Origin of the sequence: Glutamicibacter sp. BW78 (assembly GCF_002332245.1) — a bacterium.
Taxonomy (GTDB): Bacteria; Actinomycetota; Actinomycetes; order Actinomycetales; family Micrococcaceae; genus Arthrobacter_H; species Arthrobacter_H rhombi_A.
Genome location: NZ_NRGU01000030.1, coordinates 445,981 through 465,974, shown reverse-complemented (window position 1 = coordinate 465,974; position 19,994 = coordinate 445,981). Strand labels below are relative to the sequence as shown.

At 66.6% G+C, this 19,994-nt stretch carries 19 protein-coding genes; 17 read left to right on the top strand and 2 right to left on the bottom strand.

Annotated elements, in window-relative coordinates:
• The first annotated feature begins 126 nt into the window (after positions 1 to 126).
• The 4 genes from CIK75_RS06660 (at position 127) to rpsN (ending at position 1,755) form a co-directional block, all read left to right on the top strand.
• A complete protein-coding gene (locus CIK75_RS06660) occupies positions 127 to 600 on the top strand; it encodes a MarR family transcriptional regulator (protein ID WP_087001301.1) in 474 nt (157 codons plus the stop codon).
• A gap of 439 nt (positions 601 to 1,039) precedes the next feature.
• On the top strand, positions 1,040 to 1,276 hold the full coding sequence (rpmB, locus tag CIK75_RS06655; RefSeq protein WP_087001209.1) for a 50S ribosomal protein L28: 237 nt from the start codon (positions 1,040 to 1,042) through the stop codon (positions 1,274 to 1,276).
• A gap of 1 nt (position 1,277) precedes the next feature.
• Positions 1,278 to 1,445, top strand: a complete 168-nt coding sequence (gene rpmG, locus CIK75_RS06650) for a 50S ribosomal protein L33 (RefSeq protein WP_087001211.1) — start codon at positions 1,278 to 1,280, stop codon at positions 1,443 to 1,445.
• Between the two features lie 4 nt (positions 1,446 to 1,449).
• Positions 1,450 to 1,755: a 30S ribosomal protein S14 gene (gene rpsN, locus CIK75_RS06645; RefSeq protein ID WP_087001213.1), complete on the top strand. Its 306-nt coding sequence runs from the start codon at positions 1,450 to 1,452 to the stop codon at positions 1,753 to 1,755.
• Between the two features lie 111 nt (positions 1,756 to 1,866).
• Here rpsN and CIK75_RS06640 read toward each other — a convergent pair whose 3' ends face one another.
• Positions 1,867 to 2,541 (bottom strand): DUF1992 domain-containing protein, encoded by a 675-nt coding sequence (locus CIK75_RS06640; RefSeq protein ID WP_096223398.1) that lies wholly within the window; start codon positions 2,539 to 2,541, stop codon positions 1,867 to 1,869.
• Positions 2,542 to 2,846: 305 nt separating this feature from the next.
• On the opposite strand from CIK75_RS06640, the gene CIK75_RS06635 reads away from it, so the two are divergent.
• The 10 genes from CIK75_RS06635 to CIK75_RS06595 all read left to right on the top strand — a co-directional run bounded on the left by CIK75_RS06635 (position 2,847) and on the right by CIK75_RS06595 (position 13,684).
• Positions 2,847 to 3,131, top strand: a complete 285-nt coding sequence (locus CIK75_RS06635; protein ID WP_087001218.1) for an HU family DNA-binding protein — start codon at positions 2,847 to 2,849, stop codon at positions 3,129 to 3,131.
• A 155-nt stretch (positions 3,132 to 3,286) separates the two neighbouring features.
• Positions 3,287 to 3,931 (top strand): hypothetical protein, encoded by a 645-nt coding sequence (locus CIK75_RS16220; RefSeq protein ID WP_158225909.1) that lies wholly within the window; start codon positions 3,287 to 3,289, stop codon positions 3,929 to 3,931.
• A gap of 50 nt (positions 3,932 to 3,981) precedes the next feature.
• Positions 3,982 to 4,683: a copper resistance CopC family protein gene (locus CIK75_RS16215; protein ID WP_158225908.1), complete on the top strand. Its 702-nt coding sequence runs from the start codon at positions 3,982 to 3,984 to the stop codon at positions 4,681 to 4,683.
• Between the two features lie 162 nt (positions 4,684 to 4,845).
• Positions 4,846 to 5,388 carry a copper chaperone PCu(A)C gene (locus CIK75_RS06625; RefSeq protein WP_096223396.1) on the top strand — a complete coding sequence of 181 codons (543 nt, stop codon included), beginning with the start codon at positions 4,846 to 4,848 and terminating at the stop codon, positions 5,386 to 5,388.
• Positions 5,389 to 5,390: 2 nt separating this feature from the next.
• Positions 5,391 to 6,665 (top strand): Dyp-type peroxidase, encoded by a 1,275-nt coding sequence (locus tag CIK75_RS06620; RefSeq protein ID WP_096223395.1) that lies wholly within the window; start codon positions 5,391 to 5,393, stop codon positions 6,663 to 6,665.
• Between the two features lie 93 nt (positions 6,666 to 6,758).
• Positions 6,759 to 8,897: a cytochrome c oxidase assembly protein gene (locus CIK75_RS06615; RefSeq protein ID WP_096223394.1), complete on the top strand. Its 2,139-nt coding sequence runs from the start codon at positions 6,759 to 6,761 to the stop codon at positions 8,895 to 8,897.
• On the top strand, positions 8,887 to 9,705 hold the full coding sequence (locus tag CIK75_RS06610) for a hypothetical protein (protein WP_087001230.1): 819 nt from the start codon (positions 8,887 to 8,889) through the stop codon (positions 9,703 to 9,705). Before CIK75_RS06615 ends, CIK75_RS06610 begins: the two co-directional genes overlap by 11 nt.
• A gap of 142 nt (positions 9,706 to 9,847) precedes the next feature.
• Positions 9,848 to 11,797, top strand: a complete 1,950-nt coding sequence (locus tag CIK75_RS06605; protein ID WP_087001232.1) for an NHL domain-containing thioredoxin family protein — start codon at positions 9,848 to 9,850, stop codon at positions 11,795 to 11,797.
• A 154-nt stretch (positions 11,798 to 11,951) separates the two neighbouring features.
• Complete coding sequence (locus tag CIK75_RS06600; RefSeq protein WP_241895334.1) at positions 11,952 to 12,392, top strand: MarR family transcriptional regulator; 441 nt, start codon at positions 11,952 to 11,954, stop codon at positions 12,390 to 12,392.
• A gap of 5 nt (positions 12,393 to 12,397) precedes the next feature.
• Positions 12,398 to 13,684 carry an MFS transporter gene (locus CIK75_RS06595; protein ID WP_087001234.1) on the top strand — a complete coding sequence of 429 codons (1,287 nt, stop codon included), beginning with the start codon at positions 12,398 to 12,400 and terminating at the stop codon, positions 13,682 to 13,684.
• 6 nt (positions 13,685 to 13,690) lie between these two features.
• Here CIK75_RS06595 and CIK75_RS06590 read toward each other — a convergent pair whose 3' ends face one another.
• The gene (locus CIK75_RS06590; RefSeq protein WP_087001237.1) at positions 13,691 to 14,683 is read right to left on the bottom strand and encodes a hypothetical protein; all 993 of its coding nucleotides are present in this window, start codon (positions 14,681 to 14,683) and stop codon (positions 13,691 to 13,693) included.
• 490 nt (positions 14,684 to 15,173) lie between these two features.
• Here CIK75_RS06590 and CIK75_RS06585 point away from each other — a divergent pair, with 490 nt between their 5' ends.
• The 3 genes from CIK75_RS06585 (at position 15,174) to CIK75_RS06575 (ending at position 19,994) form a co-directional block, all read left to right on the top strand.
• Positions 15,174 to 16,109: a methylenetetrahydrofolate reductase gene (locus CIK75_RS06585; RefSeq protein WP_087001239.1), complete on the top strand. Its 936-nt coding sequence runs from the start codon at positions 15,174 to 15,176 to the stop codon at positions 16,107 to 16,109.
• 69 nt (positions 16,110 to 16,178) lie between these two features.
• Positions 16,179 to 18,569: a 5-methyltetrahydropteroyltriglutamate--homocysteine S-methyltransferase gene (gene metE, locus CIK75_RS06580; protein WP_087001240.1), complete on the top strand. Its 2,391-nt coding sequence runs from the start codon at positions 16,179 to 16,181 to the stop codon at positions 18,567 to 18,569.
• 90 nt (positions 18,570 to 18,659) lie between these two features.
• Positions 18,660 to 19,994 (top strand): aminotransferase class V-fold PLP-dependent enzyme, encoded by a 1,335-nt coding sequence (locus tag CIK75_RS06575; protein ID WP_087001243.1) that lies wholly within the window; start codon positions 18,660 to 18,662, stop codon positions 19,992 to 19,994.

The following is a 19,994-nucleotide window of genomic DNA, read 5'->3' as shown; positions in this document are numbered from 1 at the left end:
GGCCTGCCGCGGGACGGTGGCCCACACGCTGTCCCTCAAGGCTACGCCGCCGGTTCAAGAGGGGGTCATCCACTGGAGGGCACACCCATGGATTTAGCTGAACGTTCATGTGTCATCATGGTTTCCATGACCCCTCCCCGTTGGCTCTCAGCCCAGGAACGCGAATGCTGGCTGGCCCTGATGGCCCTGTCGACGCAACTGCCGAGCCTGCTCGATACCGAACTGCACCGGCAGGGGCGCATCACGCTCTTCGACTACCACGTGCTGGCGATGCTTTCGGAGTCCGAGGGGCGGCTGCTGCCGATGAGTGAACTGGCTGGTCGAACCAACGCCTCACTGTCGCGGTTGAGCCATGTGGTGAAGAAGCTCGAAGCCCGGGGCTGGGTCGAACGCTCCCCAAGTGCCGATGACGCCCGGGTCACCGTCGCCCACCTGCCCGAGGCGGGCCTGGACATGCTGCGTGAATTGGCTCCCGAGCATGTGGCGTCGGTGCGACGGCTGGTCTTCGACGGGCTGAGCGGACAGGACGTCAAAGACCTCACGCGGATCGGGAGAAAACTGGTCGCCGGGATGGATCCTGAGCACTGGATCTTCCGCTGATCCGTGCCGGTGATTGCTGAGCGGCGAACGCCAGGTCGCCAGCGGCGCGTCGAGGCAGGGGAGGAGTGCCGGCGTCGTACCCTGCAGTTTGTGATCTGCCGTTCGGCGTTCTAAGATGTTAAAGCGTTAAGTCACGTGTTCGTTGTGGTGTGCTCCGTGAGGGCCGATCATGATGATCGCGTGGTTGCCCGTAAACCGAATAACGCGTCCCGACCGAGTAGGGAAAAATGCTCAACCTGGACGCTGTATTCACCGTCTTTCGCGCAAGTAAGGCGCTTCGGTTGGTTCTCACCCAGCCTGGTTACCTTCGCACGTCGCAGTAATACACGGTGTCACAACTGGTGGCGGGACTCTTCAACGCAGGTTCAGAGGCAGCAACACCGCGCTGTGATCTGTTTTATCGAGTACCGCCAATATTTACTACTACTGAGGAGTGATCATGGCAGCTGTATGCCAGGTGACAGGTGCAGTTCCGGGCTTCGGACACAGCATCTCCCACTCGCACCGTCGCACGAAGCGTCGGTTCGACCCGAACATCCAGAAGAAGCGCTACTGGGTTCCGTCCCTGCGCCGTAATGTCACGCTGACCTTGTCGGTCAAGGGCATTCGGACCATCGATGCCCGTGGCATCGACCGCGTTGTCGCTGACCTGCTGGCGAAAGGTGTGAAGCTCTAACATGGCAAGAGTCCAGGATGTACGCCCCATCATCAAGCTCAAGTCGACTGCCGGTACCGGGTTCACGTACGTGACCCGCAAGAACCGTCGTAACAACCCTGACCGTCTGGTCATGAAGAAGTACGACCCGGTGGTTCGCAAGCACGTCGATTTCCGAGAGGAGCGCTAAACACATGGCTAAGAAGTCCAAGATTGCTCGCAACGAGCAGCGCAAGGTCATCGTGGAGCGCTACGCCGCGAAGCGTGCCGAGCTCAAGAAGACCCTGATCAACGAAAACGCTACCGACGAGGCACGCGAAGAGGCCCGTCTGGGCCTGCAGAAGCTGCCCCGCAACGCGTCGCCGGTTCGCGTGCGTAACCGCGACTCCATCGACGGCCGCCCGCGCGGTACGTTCCAGAAGTTCGGCATCTCCCGTGTTCGCTTCCGCGACATGGCCCACCGTGGCGAACTTCCGGGCATCACCAAGTCGTCCTGGTAAACGCCAGCGATTTTCCCCGGGGCCCCTTCTGGCAACAGAAGGGGCCCCGGGTTTTTTCATGCCCGAAGAGCCTCCTGCACCGCCGGGGCGTCCGGGGTCCTTTCGTTCGAGCTAGCTCGACGGCGACCAGAGCCAGGCCCAGACCCGGCGGAATTGTCCCCCGCTGCCGGGTGGGTCGGTGCACGGTGCCGGGGCGACCGGTGGCCCGTCGGTTGCCCGGCGTTCACGCCAGCGACGGACCTCCTCCTCCGGATCCCGGGGATCGGTGATGACCGGGGGCCCACCCAACAACTGGCGCCGGGCCTCGTGGATGCGGGAGTTGAAATCGGCGACCATCTCGCGGACGGCGAACTCCCCGGGCAAGGCATCGAGGGTGGCATCCAACGCGGCGTCCTCGGTCCGCAGCAGCAGGGCCGGCGGTCCGACACCGCTGATCCGCTCACGTTGCATGAGCGACTTCATCCACCAGTCGGGGTCGCTGGAATCCAGTGAGGGAAGCGGTTTGCCGGTGTAGGCGAGGTTATCGAAGTCGCCCCGGGCGATGGCCCGGTCGATGCTGGGCGTGGCGACCTCTCCGGCGACATCGGCCGCATGGAAGGTCGGCGGCGCTTCCGGGGCGCCTTGGACGTCGATACCCGCCCGTTCGGCTTTGGCCCTGAACAGCTGTCCCGATCGGCGTTCGTACTCGTCCACGGGGGTGGTTTCCAGTGCTGCGTCCTGGGCGTCCCGGTAGCGGGCAGCCTGCAGCCGGGCGGCATCATGGGAGGAGGATGGTTCTGGCCTCATCGCGGGCACCGCCTTGGATCCGAATGTTCGTCGACTCCAGCGTACCGAGCCGCCGCGGTGTCCCTCAAGGCTTTCGCGGCACCGATCCGCACACCCCGCGCCGAGGGGGAGCCAGAGGGAAAATGCCCGGTTATGACCCAAAAACCGCCAATTTGCAGGGAATATTCAAAAAATTCCGGCCAAACGCCCTAAAACTGGGCGTGTCCGTCAGTGAGGCCTGATAGTTTCCTTCACAGTAGTCCCCGCAACCGCAGGGCAACCCGGCCGGAAACGGGCGGGCACGAATTAGTCCAGGAGGAAATACATTGGCTTTGAATCGTAGTGAACTCGTTGCAGTCGTCGCCGAGAAGACCGGCAACTCGCAGGTCGCCGTGAACGCCGTGCTGGATTCAGTGTTCGACACCTTCGTCGAGCAGGTTTCCCAGGGCGAGAAGGTGTCCATCCCGGGCTGGCTCGCCGTCGAGCGCACCGACCGTGCCGCCCGCACCGGCCGCAACCCGCAGACCGGCGAAACCATCCAGATCCCGGCAGGGCACTCCGTGAAGCTGACCGCCGGCTCGAAGCTGAAGGCTGCCGTCTCCAAGAAGTAGTTCCCGCACCAGCGGTCACGAGGGCCCGTTTCACCAAGTGGTGGAACGGGCCCTCTGTTGGTTCAGGGTGGCCCGCTTCGGCAGAAGCTTCTACATGGCGTAGAATCCCTGATGGATCATCAGGGGCAGTCAGTGCCCATTTCAGGGGAGCCGTCGTGGAGTATCGAAGCCTGCGCCTAGTGCGTGGATGGCTCGGTGCCCTGGCCGCCACAACACTGGCCGCCGCTTCACATACGGTGGCCGGAGGTGCGCTGCCCGAACCAGCGTTGCTGACGCTCATCCTCGTCCTGTCCGGTGCCGTGTGCACCGCCTTGGCGGGTCGTGCCCTTTCTCTCTGGCGCACCACGGCTGCCGTGCTGATCAGCCAGGGGATCTATCATGCGGCCTTCGGGATGCTCGGTGGTCACCACGGTGGCGATGGCCAGCATCTGCTCTCCGCCGGCGGCACCGGGGCCCACGCGGGCCATCTGATCACCGTCGACCCCAACGCCCTGCTCTCCGGGGCGGTGACCCCGGCAGTGCACGGCTCCAGCATGGGACTGGCCATGTGGTTCGCCCACGTTGCTGCCGCAGTCCTGACCATTCTGGTTCTGCGCAAAGGCGCCCTGGCGGCCCTGGCCCTGATTCAGGTGCTCGGGTTGGCCGTCCCGCGCAGAATTCTGCGTCCCCGGCACCCCATCGTCAGGTCCGCGCCGCCACGTCTGGTCCGCGTCCAGGCCCCCGGTCTTCCGGACCTGGGCGTCCCCTTGCGCGCGTTGCGTCACCGGGGCCCGCCCGTCCTTCCCGCCTTCGCATCCTAGAGACGTCGAATGCAGGCCCCCGCACGGCGGGGGATACCAAAGGACAACATATGAACAACGAACACACCACCTCTCGCACGCCCCAGGCCATGCTCCTCCAACGGCCAGGAGCCCTCCGCGCCGTGCTGGCCGCTGCGGCCGCGGCCCTGCTGCTTGCGCTGGGACTGAGCACCGCACCCGCCGCACTGGCCCATGATTCGCTGATCGGCTCCACACCAAAGAATGGGGCGACGGTCACCGCACCGCTGAAATCAGTGGATCTGAACTTCAGTGGCGAACTCAAGTCCATCGGCACAGAGGTCAGCCTCGCCGATGCCGAGGGTAAGAAGTACGACGCCGAAACTTCGATCAGCCGCAATGTGCTCACCATCGACTTCGGTGAAGCGCTGCCTGCCGGGGAGTACACGCTCACCTGGCGAGCCGTCTCCAGCGATGGGCACCCCATTGAGGGCACCAGCGCCAATAACGAGGCGCTGACCTTCACCGTCAAGGGCGAACAAGGCAAGTCGTCGGCACCTGCCTCCGCGCCGGCAGCAGAATCCTCCTCCGCGGCTGCCCAGACGACGGCGAACGCCGCCTCGTCGGCACCCGCGGCGCAGGATGACTCCGCAACCCAGGCCCCGGATGCCCAGTCAACTGGCACCGACGGCCTGCCGACCGCCCTGATCTGGATCATCATCGCCGTTGCGGTCATCGCCGCAGCCGGCGTCGTGTTCGCCAAGGTGCGCCGCCAGTCAGGTTCCGGCCGCTAGCTCAGCCCCAGCCGAGGAACACCCAACAGGACCTGCACGCACCGGAACACCCCGGGTGCCCCTGCCACGGCACCGCCTGCCCTGCGTCGCCCCGTCGGGGCCCGCGAGGGCCATCCACCACAGCTTCAGGCGCTCCTGCGCCATAACCCCAAGGACTTCGACATGAACATCACCCTTTCCGCCCCTCGCTCCACCGCAGCCGCCGCCCTCGTGGCCGCAGCTTCACTGGCCTTGGCTGGTTGCGCCGCGAACGCCGACAATGCCGCAGATGCCGGCTCCTCCTCATCCGCGCAGACCGCCAGCGATCAGGCACGGGCTGTGAAGGTCCAGGACGCCTGGACCAAGGCCACCGACGCCGACATGAGTGGCTCCTTCGGAACCCTGACCAATACCTCAGATTCCGAGGCGGTGCTGGTCAAGGCCCAGAGCGACGAGGCAGGGATGGTCCAACTGCACGAAATGGCAGGGACCTCGGGCTCGACGTCGATGCAGGAGAAGGAGGGCGGCATCAGTATTCCTGCGGGGGAGAGCGCTGAGCTGGCACCCGGCGGGGACCACATCATGCTGATGAAGCTCAAGAACGAGCTCAAGGCCGGAGACCCCGTGGACATCACGCTGACGTACGCCGACGGCTCCACGGCGGTCGTGCCCTTCACCACGAAGGACTACAGCGGTGCCGACGAATCCTACAGCGAGCAGAAGTAGTGGTGCCCCGCAACACAAACCCCGAGGAAGGATGTCCCGTCACCGCGCGCCATCCGCGCCGACGGAGCTTCCTTTTCGGAGCCGCAGGCGCCGCTGTTGGTGCCGCAGCGGGGGCCGGTGGAACGGCAACTGCGCTGGCTTCGGGGGAAGCCCCGGAACCGGTGACGGGCCGCGACGAGGACGGGGCAAACGCGACGTCGGTCGTCGAGTTTCATGGGGACCGGCAGGCAGGGATCGATACCACCGCGCAGGCCCATGCGGGGTTCGTGGGGTTGGACCTGCTGGCCCCCGACGGTCGGAAACATCCACCGGCCGACGATATCCGCCGACTCCTACGCCTGCTCAGCGACGACGCGTCCCGGCTATGTGCCGGGCGCCCGCCGCTGGCGGATAGTGAACCGGAGCTGGCGGTCTCCCCGTCGAATTTGACTATCACCTTCGGCTTCGGCCCCGGACTGCTGGACGCCGTAGCCCCGAAGAAGAAGCCCGCATGGTTGCGGCCCCTGCCGGCCTTCGGAATCGACCAGCTCACCGGGAAATACGGGCAAACTGATCTGTTATTGCAGATTTGCTCGGATGACCCGCTGGCCGTGGCCCACGCACAACGGATGCTGCTCAAGGATGCCCGCTCCTTCACCCGCTTCCGGTGGGCCCAGGGAGGGTTCCGGAGCGCCTACGGTTCGGCCCCGACCGGGGCGACCGTGCGCAACCTCTTCGGTCAGCTCGATGGCACCGGCAACCCGCTACGGCAGGCCCGGGAGCAGGCGCTCTGGGGTGGGGACAGGATCCCTGCCTGGATACCGGGGGGCACATCGCTGGTACTGCGCCGGATCGCCATGGACCTGGACGAATGGGATCGGGTGGACCGACCGGGACGTGATTTTGCCTTGGGCAGGCACCAGAGTTCGGGTGCCCCACTGACCGGAAGCAAGGAACACGATGTGCCGAATCTGGCGGCCACCGACGACGGGGGCCTGAAGGTCATTTCCCCGCAAAGCCACGTCGCCCGGGCCACGGCGCAGAAACCCGGGGAGAAGATCATCCGGCGAGCCTACAACTACGACGACGGCGCCCCGGACTCCCATGGGATGCCCGGCTCGGGTCTACTCTTCGCCTCCTACCAGGCCGACATTGACCGGCAGTTCCTGCCGATCCAGCGTCGACTGGACGAGTCGGACATGCTCAACGAATGGACGACCCCGATCGGTTCGGCCGTCTACGCCATCCCCCCGGGGTGCGCCGAGGGCGGGTTCGTCGGGGAAACGTTCTTCGCATGAGGGGTGTCCCCAGCGAGGGTGAGCCGGGCCACGACGGCAGCGTGGGCACGACCGAAGGTGAGAGAATGAAGCCATGCTGACAGAGAGGCAACGATGAGCCAGAGCGTACTACCGGAGAAGACGTCCGGTGTCGGCTCGGGTGGGCCAAAGCGCCGGCCCTCCCCGACGTGGCGCCCGGAACTGGTGTTGCCGGCGATCCCGATCGGCGCTCTCGTCCTCGTGCTGGCCCTGCAATTCTCCGGAGCGGCTCAGGGTACCGAACTCTCGGACCCGGGAGCCTTTACCCGCTGGGCCCTCCCGTTTGCCACGCTGATCCACCACAGCGCCATGGCCATCACCGTCGGCGCGTTGGTCTTTGCGGCCACCGTCCTGCCCCGTTCAACCAAACCGCACCGGGCCCGCAAAGGCTCCCCTGGGACCGATGGCGGGGAGGTCCACCCAGCTTTTGCCCGCACCATGAATATTGCTGCCGGTGCGGCCATGGTGTGGACCCTCGCCGCGGTGGCCGTCCTGATCCTGACCTTCTCCGATGTGTCAGGTCTGCCGCTGTCGGCGGATGCCGCCTACACGGACTCGATGAAGGACTACATCCTCAACATCTCATTGGGGCAGGCCTGGGCCTGGATGATCGTCATCGCCGCCGTGGTCAGTTCCCTGGCCTTCGTGGTCCGGTCCCCTGTCGGGGTGGGCTTGAGCGCCGTCTTCTCGCTCTTCGGGATCATCCCGTTGTCCTTGATCGGCCACGCCGCCGGAGGCGACGATCACTGGGGCGCCGTCAACGGGATCCTGCTGCACCTGCTCGGCCTGTGTATTTGGGTTGGCGGCATCGTCGTCCTGGCCTGCGTAGCCCCGCTGCTCCACGCGGGGGCCCCCGGGAAGTTCTCCTCCACCCGGCCGGTTCTGGCCGGCGTCGTTCTGCAGCGCTTCTCGGCCCTGGCGACCCTGGCCTTCTTCGTGGTCTTCGCCTCCGGAGTAGTGAGCGCCACCGTGCGGATGGACCACTGGTCGCAGCTGCTCAGCGGCTACGGAGGCCTGGTGCTCACCAAGGCTGTCCTGACCCTGGTGTTGGGGGTGATGGGCCTGGGGCACCGACGCTGGGTCATCCCGAAGCTGATGGCCGGAAAAATCAGTGCCACCACCACCGCCTGGCGGATCGTCGCCGGCGAAATGATCGTCATGGCAGCAATCATGGCCGTGGCGACGGCCCTCTCACGGACGGCCCCTCCGGTCCCCGAGGAACTGCCCCCGGAGGCGACCCCTGCCCGCATCCTCACCGGCTACGACCTGCCCCCGGAACTGACCGGATCCAGCTGGCTGACCGTCTGGCGCATGGACTGGCTCTGGATCGCGGTCGTCATCTTCCTGGCCATCGCCTACCTCCAAGGCATCCGCACGCTGCGCCGTCGCGGTGATTCCTGGTCGGTGATGCGCACCGTGGCCTGGTTCGTGGGGCTGATCGCCCTGTTCTACATCACTTCCGGGGCGCCTGCCGTCTACGGCGTCGTCCTGTTCTCCATGCATATGGTCGGGCATATGGCGCTGACCATGGTTGCCCCGTTCTTCCTGGTCCTGGGCACACCCATGACGTTGGCGCTGAAGGCCATCCCAGCACGCACCGACGGGACCCGTGGGCCCCGTGAATGGCTGCTCGCCGGGATCCACTCGTGGTTCTCCAAACTCGTGACCCACCCGTTGTTCGCCGCGGCGAACTTCGCCGGGTCGATCGTGTTGTTCTACGCGACCGACGCCTTCCGCTTCGCGTTGGCCGAGCACACCGGCCACGAACTGATGAATCTGCACTTCCTGCTTACCGGATACATTTTCGCGCTGAACATGATCGACGGCGATCCGCTGCCGCGCCGCGCGCCCTACCCGATGCGGTTGGTCATCCTGTTGGCGACGATGAGTTTCCACGCCTTCTATGGTGTTTCCATCATGGGCAGCGAATCGCTGATGCAGGCCAGCTGGTTCGGCAACATGGGCCGCGACTGGGGTGGAACTGCCCTGGCCGACCAAAAGCTCGGTGCCGGGGCCATGTGGGGGATCGGCGAGGTGCCCACGTTGATGTTGGCCCTGGGGGTGGTCGTCACGTGGAACAGATCCGACTCCCGGGAAGCGGTGCGTCGAGACCGACAGGCTGAACGGAATAATGAAGCCGACCTGGTGGCCTATAACGAAATGTTCGCGCAGCTGAAGGAACAGGACCGGAGGTACGACGCCAGTGGCAGGTAAGTCATCCGGGGGGACGCCACCGCCGGGAGTCCGCGCCCAGAAGACGGCGCTGGTCGTCGCCCGCTGGTTGGCGTTGGCTGTTCTCATCGTCGCCATCATCATCGCGGTGACCAGCTGCTCCTCCGACGCCGGGGAACAGTCCGAACCCTCGGCGGACCCCCACGGAAGCGCGGGACCTCCTGCCGCCGCGTCGCAGCCGACGCCGTCGGGCCCCGCTGCCGAGGCGGTGGCGGCCGGCATAGAACGTGCTGCCTCCTATAACTTCACGCTTTCCGCGGTGGCCTCCGACGCCGACCTGGAGTCCCTGGCCGCGGCGCCTCAGGACACCCTGGAAGGGGCCACCGTCCATCCGGCCGCCTGTCTGGATGCCGTCAAGCAGCTGAACTGGTCACCGGCCCAAGGCGGCCAGGACCCGGCGCGGACCGACTTCGCCGCGGAGGGCGTCGAAGCCACGGGGTCCATCGAAGTCGCCCGGGTTGCCGACCGGGGGCAACTCCGCAAGCACTACGCCACCGTGGAGCAAATGCTCGGAAACTGCTCCGATGTGACCCTGCAAATTTCCGACACCGAGGTCCCCCTCCGCAGCAGCACCCCCAAAATGGGGGCGAAGTCCGCGGTGGAATCGGCCTTGCTGTGGAGCAGGGCCTCGAAGGGCAGCGACCTGGAACAGCAGGCACTGGTCCTCATCGGCGAACGGGCCGGCCAGATGGCCATGGTTTCGTTCATCGGGACCAGCGGGATCGACGATCCGAAGTTCGCCACGATGGCCGAGGGGATCCTGAGCGCCACCCTGGACGAACTGGGCTGAATCGCCCCCCCGCACGGACCTCCAAGCAGCGGCCGCGGCGGATCCGTCGTCGTGAGCCGTCATCGACCCTGCACCGGGGAACAACTGAAGCCATACTGGGGTTGAGACCCTCTGTCAGCCGACTACCAACGGGAGCCGTTATATGAGTGCAGATTCCACCACCGATTCAGTCCGTGCCGCCTACCGGGTGCGGGGCTCAGAGCTCGTGGGCCGCAACTGGCTCAATACCGGGGGCAAGGAACTGGGACTGAAGGAACTCCGCGGCAAGATCGTCATCCTCGATTTCTGGACCTTTTGCTGTATTAATTGCCTGCATGTGATCGACGAACTGCGCCCGCTGGAGGAGAAGTACCGGGATCTGCTGGTCATCGTCGGCGTGCACTCCCCGAAGTTCGAACACGAGGCCGATCCCGTGGCCCTGGCCTCGGCCGTGGAGCGGTACGAAATCGCCCACCCTGTTCTGGATGACCCTGAGTTGGAGACCTGGCAGGCCTATTCGGCCCGTGCCTGGCCGACCCTGGTGGTCCTTGACCCCGAGGGCTACGTGGCCGCCCACCTCTCGGGGGAGGGGCACGCCGCGGGCCTGGAATCGCTCATCGAAGAACTCGTGGCCGAACACGAGGCCCAGGGAACGCTGAACCGCGGCGACGGCCCGTACGTAGCCCCCGCACCCCGCGAAGGAAATCTGCGCTTCCCGGGCAAGGTGCTGACCTTGCCCGATGGGACCTTCCTGGTCGGGGACACCGGTCACCACCGGATCGTCCAACTCGATGCCGACCTGAAGACGGTCATCCGTACCATCGGCTCGGGGGAACGCGGCCATGCCGACGGCACGGCCCAGACGGCTGCCTTCAACGAACCCCAGGGCCTGGCCCTAGTGCCCGCTGGCGTGGCAGGGCGGGTCGGCTATGACCTGATCGTCGCCGATACGGTCAACCACCGGCTGCGCGGGGTGGACCTGGCCACCGGGAACGTCACCACCATCGCCGGCAACGGCGTCCAACGCCTCCTCGACGCCGAGCAGGCGCGGGCGGCAGGGGAGGCGGCGAACGATCCCGATGCCTGGATCCATGATCTGGGGGCCGACCCGCTGAACACCTCACTGTCCTCGCCTTGGGACGTGCTCTGGTCGTCAACGTCCTCCCGCGTCATTATCGCCATGGCCGGAACCCACCAGATCTTCGCCTTCGACCCGATCACCGGAGCCGTGGACGTCTTCGCCGGCACCGGGCTCGAGGGTCTGGAAGACGGGGACCCCGGGCAGTCGTGGTTCGCCCAGAGCTCGGGGTTGGCCGAAGGGCCAGCAGGTGAGATCTGGGTGGCGGACTCCGAGACCTCGGCACTGCGCGTGCTGCGTGTGAACGAGGCAGGATCCGTCGGCGCCGTCGAGACGGCCATCGGCACCGGGCTTTTTGACTTCGGTTTCCGCGACGGACAGGCGGCCGAGGCACGCCTGCAACACCCCTTGGGGGTGGCCGTGCTGCCGGACGGCTCGGTGGCCGTGGCCGATACCTACAACGGTGCGGTGCGCCGCTATGACCCCGTCACGTCGACGGTCACCACCCTGGCTCGCGACCTCGCCGAGCCCTCGGACGTGCTGCTGGACACCTCGGTCGACGGGGACCCCGTCCTGTTGGTGGTCGAGACCAACCAGCACCGGTTGGTGCGGCTGCCGCTGCCCAAGGAAGCGCTCAATGTCGACGAAGGCGCCTCGCAGACCCAACGCCCGCAGACTCCTGTCGCCCCGGGGGGACACCAGATCAGTGTGCGCTTCTCGGCTCCCACGGGGCAGAAGCTCGATGACCGGTGGGGGGATCCCACCCAACTGAAGATCTCCTCCTCGCCGGAGGAACTGCTGCTCTCCGGGGGCGGGACCTCCACCGGGCTGCAGCGGAGTCTGGAATTGAACCCGGAGGTCCCCGAGGGCGTCCTGCACATCACGGCCCGCGCTGCGGCCTGTGATGGCGAAGCCGGTGGGCCGATCCCCGATCACGCGGCCTGCCACCTCTACCAGCAGGACTGGGGGATCCCCGTCATCCTGAGCCAGGACGGCGATGCCGAGCTGACGTTGGACCTGCGCGGACTGGACTGAGCGATTGCGGGAGCGTCCCATGACGGAGCGCTCCCGTGCTCGTGACGGGGACCATGGCGATGGCGAAACCATCGGAGTATGGTTAGCAGTGCTAAGCAACTAATTCTCCGGGGTGGACGACGTCCATCCGCCCGGAGGCGAGACCAGGAGCCCAGTGTCCCCGAAGAACCCCGAACCTGTCGTCGATGACGATCTCGCAGTCCACCTGCGGGTCGCGATCATGCGTGTATCGCGTCGGCTCCGGGTCGATGTCGGGGGAGGGGCCGTCACCGCAGGACAGTATTCGGTCCTGATCTGCCTGTGGAAGGAACCGCGCACCCTGGGCCAACTGGCCGAACGTGAACGCGTCCAAGCGCCCTCGATGACCCGGATCGCCAAGGCACTCGAGGAACAAGGCTATGTGGAACGACGGGCCAACCCCGAGGACGGCAGACAGGTCCTCATTGCCATCACCGAAGCAGGCCGGGGCATCGTGGAAGACGTCCGTGGCCAACGCACCGCCTGGCTCTCTCGGCACGTCGCCGACCTGGACCCCGCCGACCGTGCCGTGCTGAGCCGTGCCGCCGAGCTGCTCAAGGAGATGAACGCCTCTTGAGCAGAATGTTCAAGGCCCTCGGATCGCCGAACTACCGGCTCTGGGTCTCCGGCGCGCTGGTGTCGAACATCGGCACCTGGATGCAACGCGTGGCCCAGGACTGGCTGGTGCTCACCATCCTCACCGACAACTCCGGAACGGCAGCAGGGATCACCACGGGCCTGCAGTTCGTGCCGATCCTGTTCCTGGGTCCCTACGCGGGGCTGGTGGCCGACCGGTACAACAAACGCAGGCTACTGCTGATCACCCAGACCATCATGGGCCTCTGTGCCCTGGCGATGGGGCTGCTCGTACTCACCGAAACGGCGCAGCTGTGGCATGTCTACACCCTGGCCTTCGTGCTCGGGATCGCCAGCGCCTTCGACGCCCCGGCCCGGCAGGCCTTCGTCTCGGAGATCGTCGGACCCGACGACGTCCCCAACGCCGTGGCGTTGAACAGCGCCTCCTTCAACCTGGCCCGGTTGGCGGGGCCAGGCGTCGCCGGACTGGTCATCGCCGCGGTGGGTACCGCCCCGGCGTTCCTGATCAACGCCGCCAGCTTCGCCGCCGTCCTGTTCTCGATCTGGAAGATGAAGCCCGAACTGCTATATACCCCCAAACCGGCGGTCCGCGGGAAACGGCAGATTCGTGAAGGGCTGCAATATGTTCGTAGCCGTCCCGACCTGGTGATGATCCTGATCCTGGCTGCCCTGATCGGCACCTTCGGGCTGAACTTCCAGATCACCAACGCGATGATGGCCACCGGCGTCTACGGGGTAGGCCCGGGGGAGTACGGGCTGTTGGGTTCGGTCATGGCCGTCGGCACACTGGCCGGCGCCCTGTTGGCAGCCCGCCGGGGCCGGTTCCGGTTGCGCTACCTGATCGGCGGGGCGATCCTCTTCGGCATCTTCACCACGGCGGCCTCGGTCATGCCGACCTTCTGGTTGTACGCCATCGCGTTGGTTCCCGTGGGGTTGGCATCCCTGACGTTCCTGAACAGTTGCAACACCTCGATCCAGCTCTCCGTCGAACCGCGATTCCGCGGCCGGGTGCTGGCCATCTACGTGATGGTCATCCAAGGCGGTACCCCGATCGGCGCCCCGCTGGTGGGCTGGCTCGGCACCGAGTTCGGTGCCCGGTGGTCGATCGCCGCGGGCGGAATCATCGCCTTGCTCGCCGGTCTCTGGGCGTTGCAGCACGTGCGCAGAGGGAAACTGAATGCACCAGTTTTCGCTACCGTTGAAGAACCCGAAGGCCCCCATGGCAGCCGCGGTGGAGTGGCGCCGACGAGCAGCGGGAAACCGACGAGATAGCGCCGATCAGTCCCCGACGACGGGGGTGACGGTGACCGAATCGCCGGAGACTTCCAGCTTGGCGGTGAAACCAAAGTCATGACGGACCGTGTTCCCGCTTTTGGCCCCGGTCATCAGATTCTGTTCGACCAGATTCAGCGAGGTGCCGACCTTCAGCGAACGCAGGACCCACCCGCCGTCGTAGGGGCCGATCTTGACCTCGGGATAATCGGTGATCTTCCAATGGATCGAGTCACCGGCCACCCGTGATTCGGTGTTGTAGCTGAGCGGGCAGCCGGCAGGTTTGAGGACCTGCTGGGCCGCGCAGTCGTCAAGATACTGATGCAGCTGATCATCAATTTCCTGCACCAGCTCTTCCGTCGGCTTGGTCGTCAGTTCCAATCCATCGGTCCCTGCAGCGGAGGGGGAATCGATGACCACCTGGCGTTTGGCCCCCTGGAAGTACTTTTCCCGGTAGCTGGCTTCGATCACGGCCGGCAGGAAGACCGGAAGCGTGGCGGTGCCCTTGGCCAGCGGGGCATCCTCGCCGTTGACCAGGACCTGGTTGGTGGTATCCGCAGAGACCGTGACCTCTGGCAGATCCGTCGCCGCGAAATGCCACCGGTCGAAGAACAGCCAATCCCTGCCGCTGCGGGTCAGATGGAACACCGTCTGGTGTTTCTGCTCGCCCACCGTATACGTGGTGGGGACCTCCACCTTGCCGTCGGTGACCTCACGGGCATCTTCGACCTGGAAGTCCTGGATCGGCTCCACGGATGACTTCAACGCCTCGCCGTCGAGCAGCAGGGCATTGCCTGGTGGGGCTTCGGGATCCAGGAGGCCCAACGCCTGACCGCCTTCGCCCTGCTGGAGCAGCGAGAAGTACTTGCTCACCTGTTGCTCGGGGCTGAAGACCTTCTGGTTCACCCAGGTGATGGTGATGACCGCTGCAACGGCAAGGACCATCAACGCGGCCAGCCAAGCTGCCAGAACACGGATGGGTGGGGAAGCATTTTTCACCTGCTCCACGTTACCGGGAATGCCGGCGCTGCGGTGGACCCCCGACGACGGCGAGGCAGGAACCGGTTCCGGTCGAGGGTAGGGCTCATCGGCCCTTGCCGCCACCGCCTACCCCCGGTCTCCCGTCATGGTGGCGTCATATGACGCCCCGAGGGCCCTTCGTGACGGGTTCGGAGGCCGATTCCGCGCAACATCTGGTCATATTCACGATCATGACGCGGCGGTGACGACGCCGCTTGCCGGAGCACATCCGGGCTGCGTTAGATGGTTCCACCCACCCATCAAGAGCGGCCGAGAGATCTGGATCGACGACGCCGCAGCAACCACCGCCACCCCGGGATCCGGGGAAAACGGCGGCCGGTGCTCCCGCCAGAAGCGATGGAGACGCATTCGCGAACCCACCGGAGCCAGGGCCTGTCCCTGCTCCGGTTCAGGGGTCGATCCGGCGCAGGCCGGTGCGCTCCCTCGCACCGATATTGCGAGGAGAACCATGCCCCATGACAGCAACGGCGCGGCCCCACCGGCCCTGTCCTTCGAGCTCTACCCACCGCTGGACAATTCGGCGGTTCCAAAGGTCGTGAAGACCATCGGCGAATTGGCGCAGGCCCGGCCCGACTACGTCGCGGTGACCTACAGCGGGGCGCCTCAGCGTCGCGAAGCCACCCTGGAACTCGTCGGCCACCTGGCCTCGAACACCAGGTTGCGTCCCCTGGCCCATCTGACCTGTGTCGGAGAGAGCCGGGCGTCGTTGACCTCCCTGATCGAACGCCTCATCGGATCGGGGGTCCGAGGCGTCCTGGCCCTGCGCGGGGACCTGCCGGTGGACCGGGCCACCTCGCGGGGTGACCTGCCGTTCGCCCGGCATCTGATCGAACTCATCCGTGACGTGGAAAGCCGCCATTCGGCGGCGCTCTGTGCCGGACGGCTCTCCGTGGGTGTCGCCGCCTACCCACAACGCCATCCCGAATCGCCCTCCTTTGAACACGACGTCGAGGTGCTGCTGGCCAAGGAACGGTCGGGGGCCGATTTCGCCATCAGCCAGGTGTATTTCCGCCCCAGCGACTATGCCCGCCTGCTGCAATCCGCCCGGGATGCCGGGGTGCGCATTCCCATCGTTCCGGGCCTCATCGCTTTCGACTCCGTGCGGCGGCTGACCCGGCTCAGTGGGCTGGCCGGAATCGAACCGGATCCGGTGCTGGCCCACCGACTGGAAACCGCGCGCGACGCCGATGAACGCCGCCGCATCGGGGTGGAAGCCGCCGTCGACCTGGGGCGCAACGCCCTGAACGACGGGGCCCCCGGCTTGCACCTGTACACCTTCAACGACCACCGCGGCCCGCTGGACGTCGTCGGACGCCTGGGCCTCACCGGCCGATTCGGGGACCCCGCCCCGCGCCCCGGCCGACTCACGGCAGTACCGGCCTGAGCTACTTCGCCACCCATCCAATCCCATCGAACCACCTACGGAATGACCACTACCGACAGGAGCACCACCATGAGCACCCCTCACTTCCCCGCAGCAACGATCCTCGGCTACCCGCGCATCGGCCCGAACCGCGAATTGAAGAAGGCACTCGACGCCCACTGGGCAGGAAACCTCGACACGGCCGGCCTGCAGTCAGCCAGCCGAGAGCTCCAGGAAAACACCATCTCCCGGCTGACCGAACTGGGCCTATCCGCCACCGACTCCTCCATCCCCGCGGACTTCTCCCTCTACGACCAGGTCCTGGACGCCACCGTGGCACTGGGGGCGTTGCCCTCCCGTTTTGCCGATCTGGCCGGCCCGGACGGCTCCATCGATACGGCCGGCTACTTCACCCTGGCCCGCGGGGATGCCGAACGCCAGCCACTGGAAATGACCAAATGGTTCGATACCAACTACCACTACCTCGTCCCCGAAATCGGTCCGAGGACGACCTTCGCCCCGCTGGCCCACGCCCTGACCACCCTGATCTCCGAACACCGAGGCGCCGGCAGGACACTGCGCCCGGTCCTCGTCGGCCCGGTCACTTACCTGCTCCTGGCCAAAGCCGAGGACGGCGCACCAGCAGGCTTTGACCCGTTGGAACGCCTGGATGACGTGGTCGCCGCCTATCGGGGGATCCTCGCTGCCCTGGCCGATGCCGGAGCCGATTGGGTGCAGCTGGACGAGCCGGGCCTGGTCACCGACCGCGGGGCCGCCCACGCCGATATCGCCGAACGCGCCTACCGCTCACTGCTGGCAGCGGACGACGCCGGAACCTCCTACTACGGGGGGCGCCGCCCCGCCCTGCTGGTGACCACCGGCTACGGCACCGCCGGAGACCGGGACACCCCGGGGGAGATCCTGGGGGTGCTGGCCGAACTCGGGGTCGAAGCGGTCCACGCGGATCTCCAGCGCGGGGCGCAGCCCCAGGCGGAGACGCTGCTGCGCATCGGGGCCTTCGGAACCCGGTTCGTGGCCGGAATCGTCGACGGCAGGAACATCTGGCGCAACGACCTGTCGGCCTCGCTGACCACGCTGCAGACCCTGGCAAACACCACCACGGTGCCCGCGGTGGCCACCACCACCTCGTTGTTCCACGTCCCGCATCGCCTCGACGTGGAATCCTCCCTGCCCGCAGGGGTGGCCGACTGGCTGGCCTTCGCCGATGAGAAGACCAGCGAGGTGTTGACCCTGGCCCGTGGGTTGGCCGAAGGGGCCGAAGCCATCCGGACGCAGCTCGAGGCAGCCACCGCGGCCCGTACCGCCCGCGCCCAAGGCACGGGGGTTCACCTCGACGCCGTGAAGGCGCGTACCTCAGCGCTGGCGCCGACCGACTTCGAACGCGGTGATGCCGACGAACGTGCCCAGGCGCAACGCGAACGGTTGTCACTGCCGCTGCTGCCAACGACCACCATCGGTTCCTTCCCGCAGACCACCGAGGTCCGCACAGCCCGGGCGGCGGTGCGCAAGGGAACACTGAGCGAATCTGAATACCAGCAGTTCCTGCGGGCAGAGATCGCCCGGGTGATCGAACTGCAGGAGGATATCGGGCTCGACGTATTGGTGCACGGCGAAGCCGAACGCAATGACATGGTCCAGTACTTCGCCGAGAACATGGACGGCTTCTCGGCCACCGAGCACGGGTGGGTCCAGTCCTACGGCTCGCGGTGCACCCGGCCCTCCATCTTGTGGGGGGACGTGACCCGGCCGAAGGCCATCACCGTGGAGTGGACCAGCTACGCCCAATCGTTGACGGCGCACCCCGTCAAGGGCATGCTCACCGGGCCGGTGACGATCCTGGCGTGGTCCTTCGTCCGCGACGATCAACCGTTGGCAGAAACAGCGAACCAGGTCGCCTTGGCCCTGCGCGAGGAGATCGCCGACCTGGAGGCTGCCGGCACGGCGATCATCCAGGTCGACGAGCCGGCCCTGCGTGAACTGCTACCGCTGCGGGCCAGTGACCAGGACGCCTACCTGGCGTGGGCGGTCTCCGCCTTCCGGCTGGCCACCTCGGGGGTGCGCCAGGCCACGCAGATCCACACCCACCTGTGCTATTCGGAGTTCGGTGAGGTCATCAGCGCCATCGACGGCCTCGACGCCGACGTCACCAGCCTGGAGGCGGCCCGCTCCCGGCTGGAAGTCGTCGCCGACCTGGCCGGTTTCGGCTACCGCCGCGGCATCGGTCCCGGTGTCTACGACATCCACTCCCCGCGGGTGCCCACCGAGGAGGAGATCGCCGGTCTCATCGGCACCGCCCTGCAGGGGCTGGATGCCTCCCGGCTGTGGATCAACCCGGACTGCGGGCTGAAGACCCGCGGCTACACCGAAACCGAGGAGTCCCTGCGCCATCTGGTCGCCGCGGCCCGCGCCGCCCGGACCGGCCTCACCGCCGGCGAACCCGTCGGCGTCACCGGGGCCTGATCCCCTGCGATTCGATGCCGTGCCGGTTCCGGCCGGCACGGCATCGAATCACCGTTTCCCACCACCAGCGACTGGACCAGGAGCCCCGCCATGAGCACCACCACCCCGGAACGCCCCGCAGCACCCTTCGGCCCGGCCACCGCGGCCATCCACTCCGGCTACATCCCGGCAGCACCGCACTTTGCCGTGGCCCCGCCCATCGTGCATTCGGCGGCCTTCGAATTTCCCGATCATGCCACCGCCGTGGAGATGTTCGCACTGCGCACCCCCGGCTTCACCTACTCGCGCACCGGGAACCCCACCGTCGCCGGGTTCGAGCAGCGGGTGGCCGCCCTGGAAGGTGGCATCGGGGCGATCGCCACGGCCACCGGACAATCGGCGGTAGCCATCGCCCTGCTGGCCTTGCTTGGCGGGGGACGCGACGAGGACGGGGTCCGGCTGCCCGGGGGGAATCACGTCGTCGCTTCCTCGCAGCTCTACGGGGGAACCGTGGACCTGCTCACGGACTCCTTCGGCGACTTCGGCTACCGCGTCGACTTCGTGGACCAGGACGATCCCGGCGCCTGGGAACGGGCCATCACGCCCGACACCCGGGCTGTGCTGGTCGAATCAATCACCAACCCGCTCTCCACGCTGCCCGACGTCGACACGATCGCGACGATCGCCCACGCAGCAGGCGTTCCCGTGGTCGTGGACAACACCCTGGCCACCCCTGTCCTGTACCGGCCGATCGAGCACGGGGCCGATATCGTGGTGCATTCGGCCACCAAGTTCATGGGGGGCCACGGTACGGCGCTGGCCGGGGGGATCGTCGACGCTGGCCGCTTCGACTTCGCCGCCGATCCGTTGAAGTGGCCGCAATTGGCGAAGCCGAAGGCCAGATACGGGAAACTGACGCTCATCGAACGCCATGGCCGGGCCGCATACCTTGCCTTGGCCCGCAGCAAGTACCTGCACGACCTGGGCCCCAGCCTGTCGGCGCCGGCAGCTGCGGAGATCAGCCGCGGGTTGGAAACCCTGGGACTGCGGGTTGACCGCCATGGAATCAACGCCCTGGCCGTCGCCCGGTTCCTGGAGACCCACCCGGCAGTTGCCCGCGTCCACCACCCCGGGCTCCGGGCCGAAACGGAGGCCGACCCGCGCTCGATGGTCTCCGTCTTCTCCTTCGATCTGGCGGCCTCCGGCGAGTCGGTAGGTCCCTTCATCGATGGGCTGGCGCTGTTCAAGCTGGTCGCCAACCTGGGAGATACCCGATCGCTGGTGGCCCATCCGGCGGCCATGACCCATTGCCGGCTCACCGAGACCCAACGCGTGGCTGCGGGTATCGGGGAGACCACCATCCGGCTTTCCATCGGCTTGGAGGATCCGGTGGACCTGATCGCAGATCTGGGCCAGTGCCTCGACGCCGCAGGACAGGAGAACTGA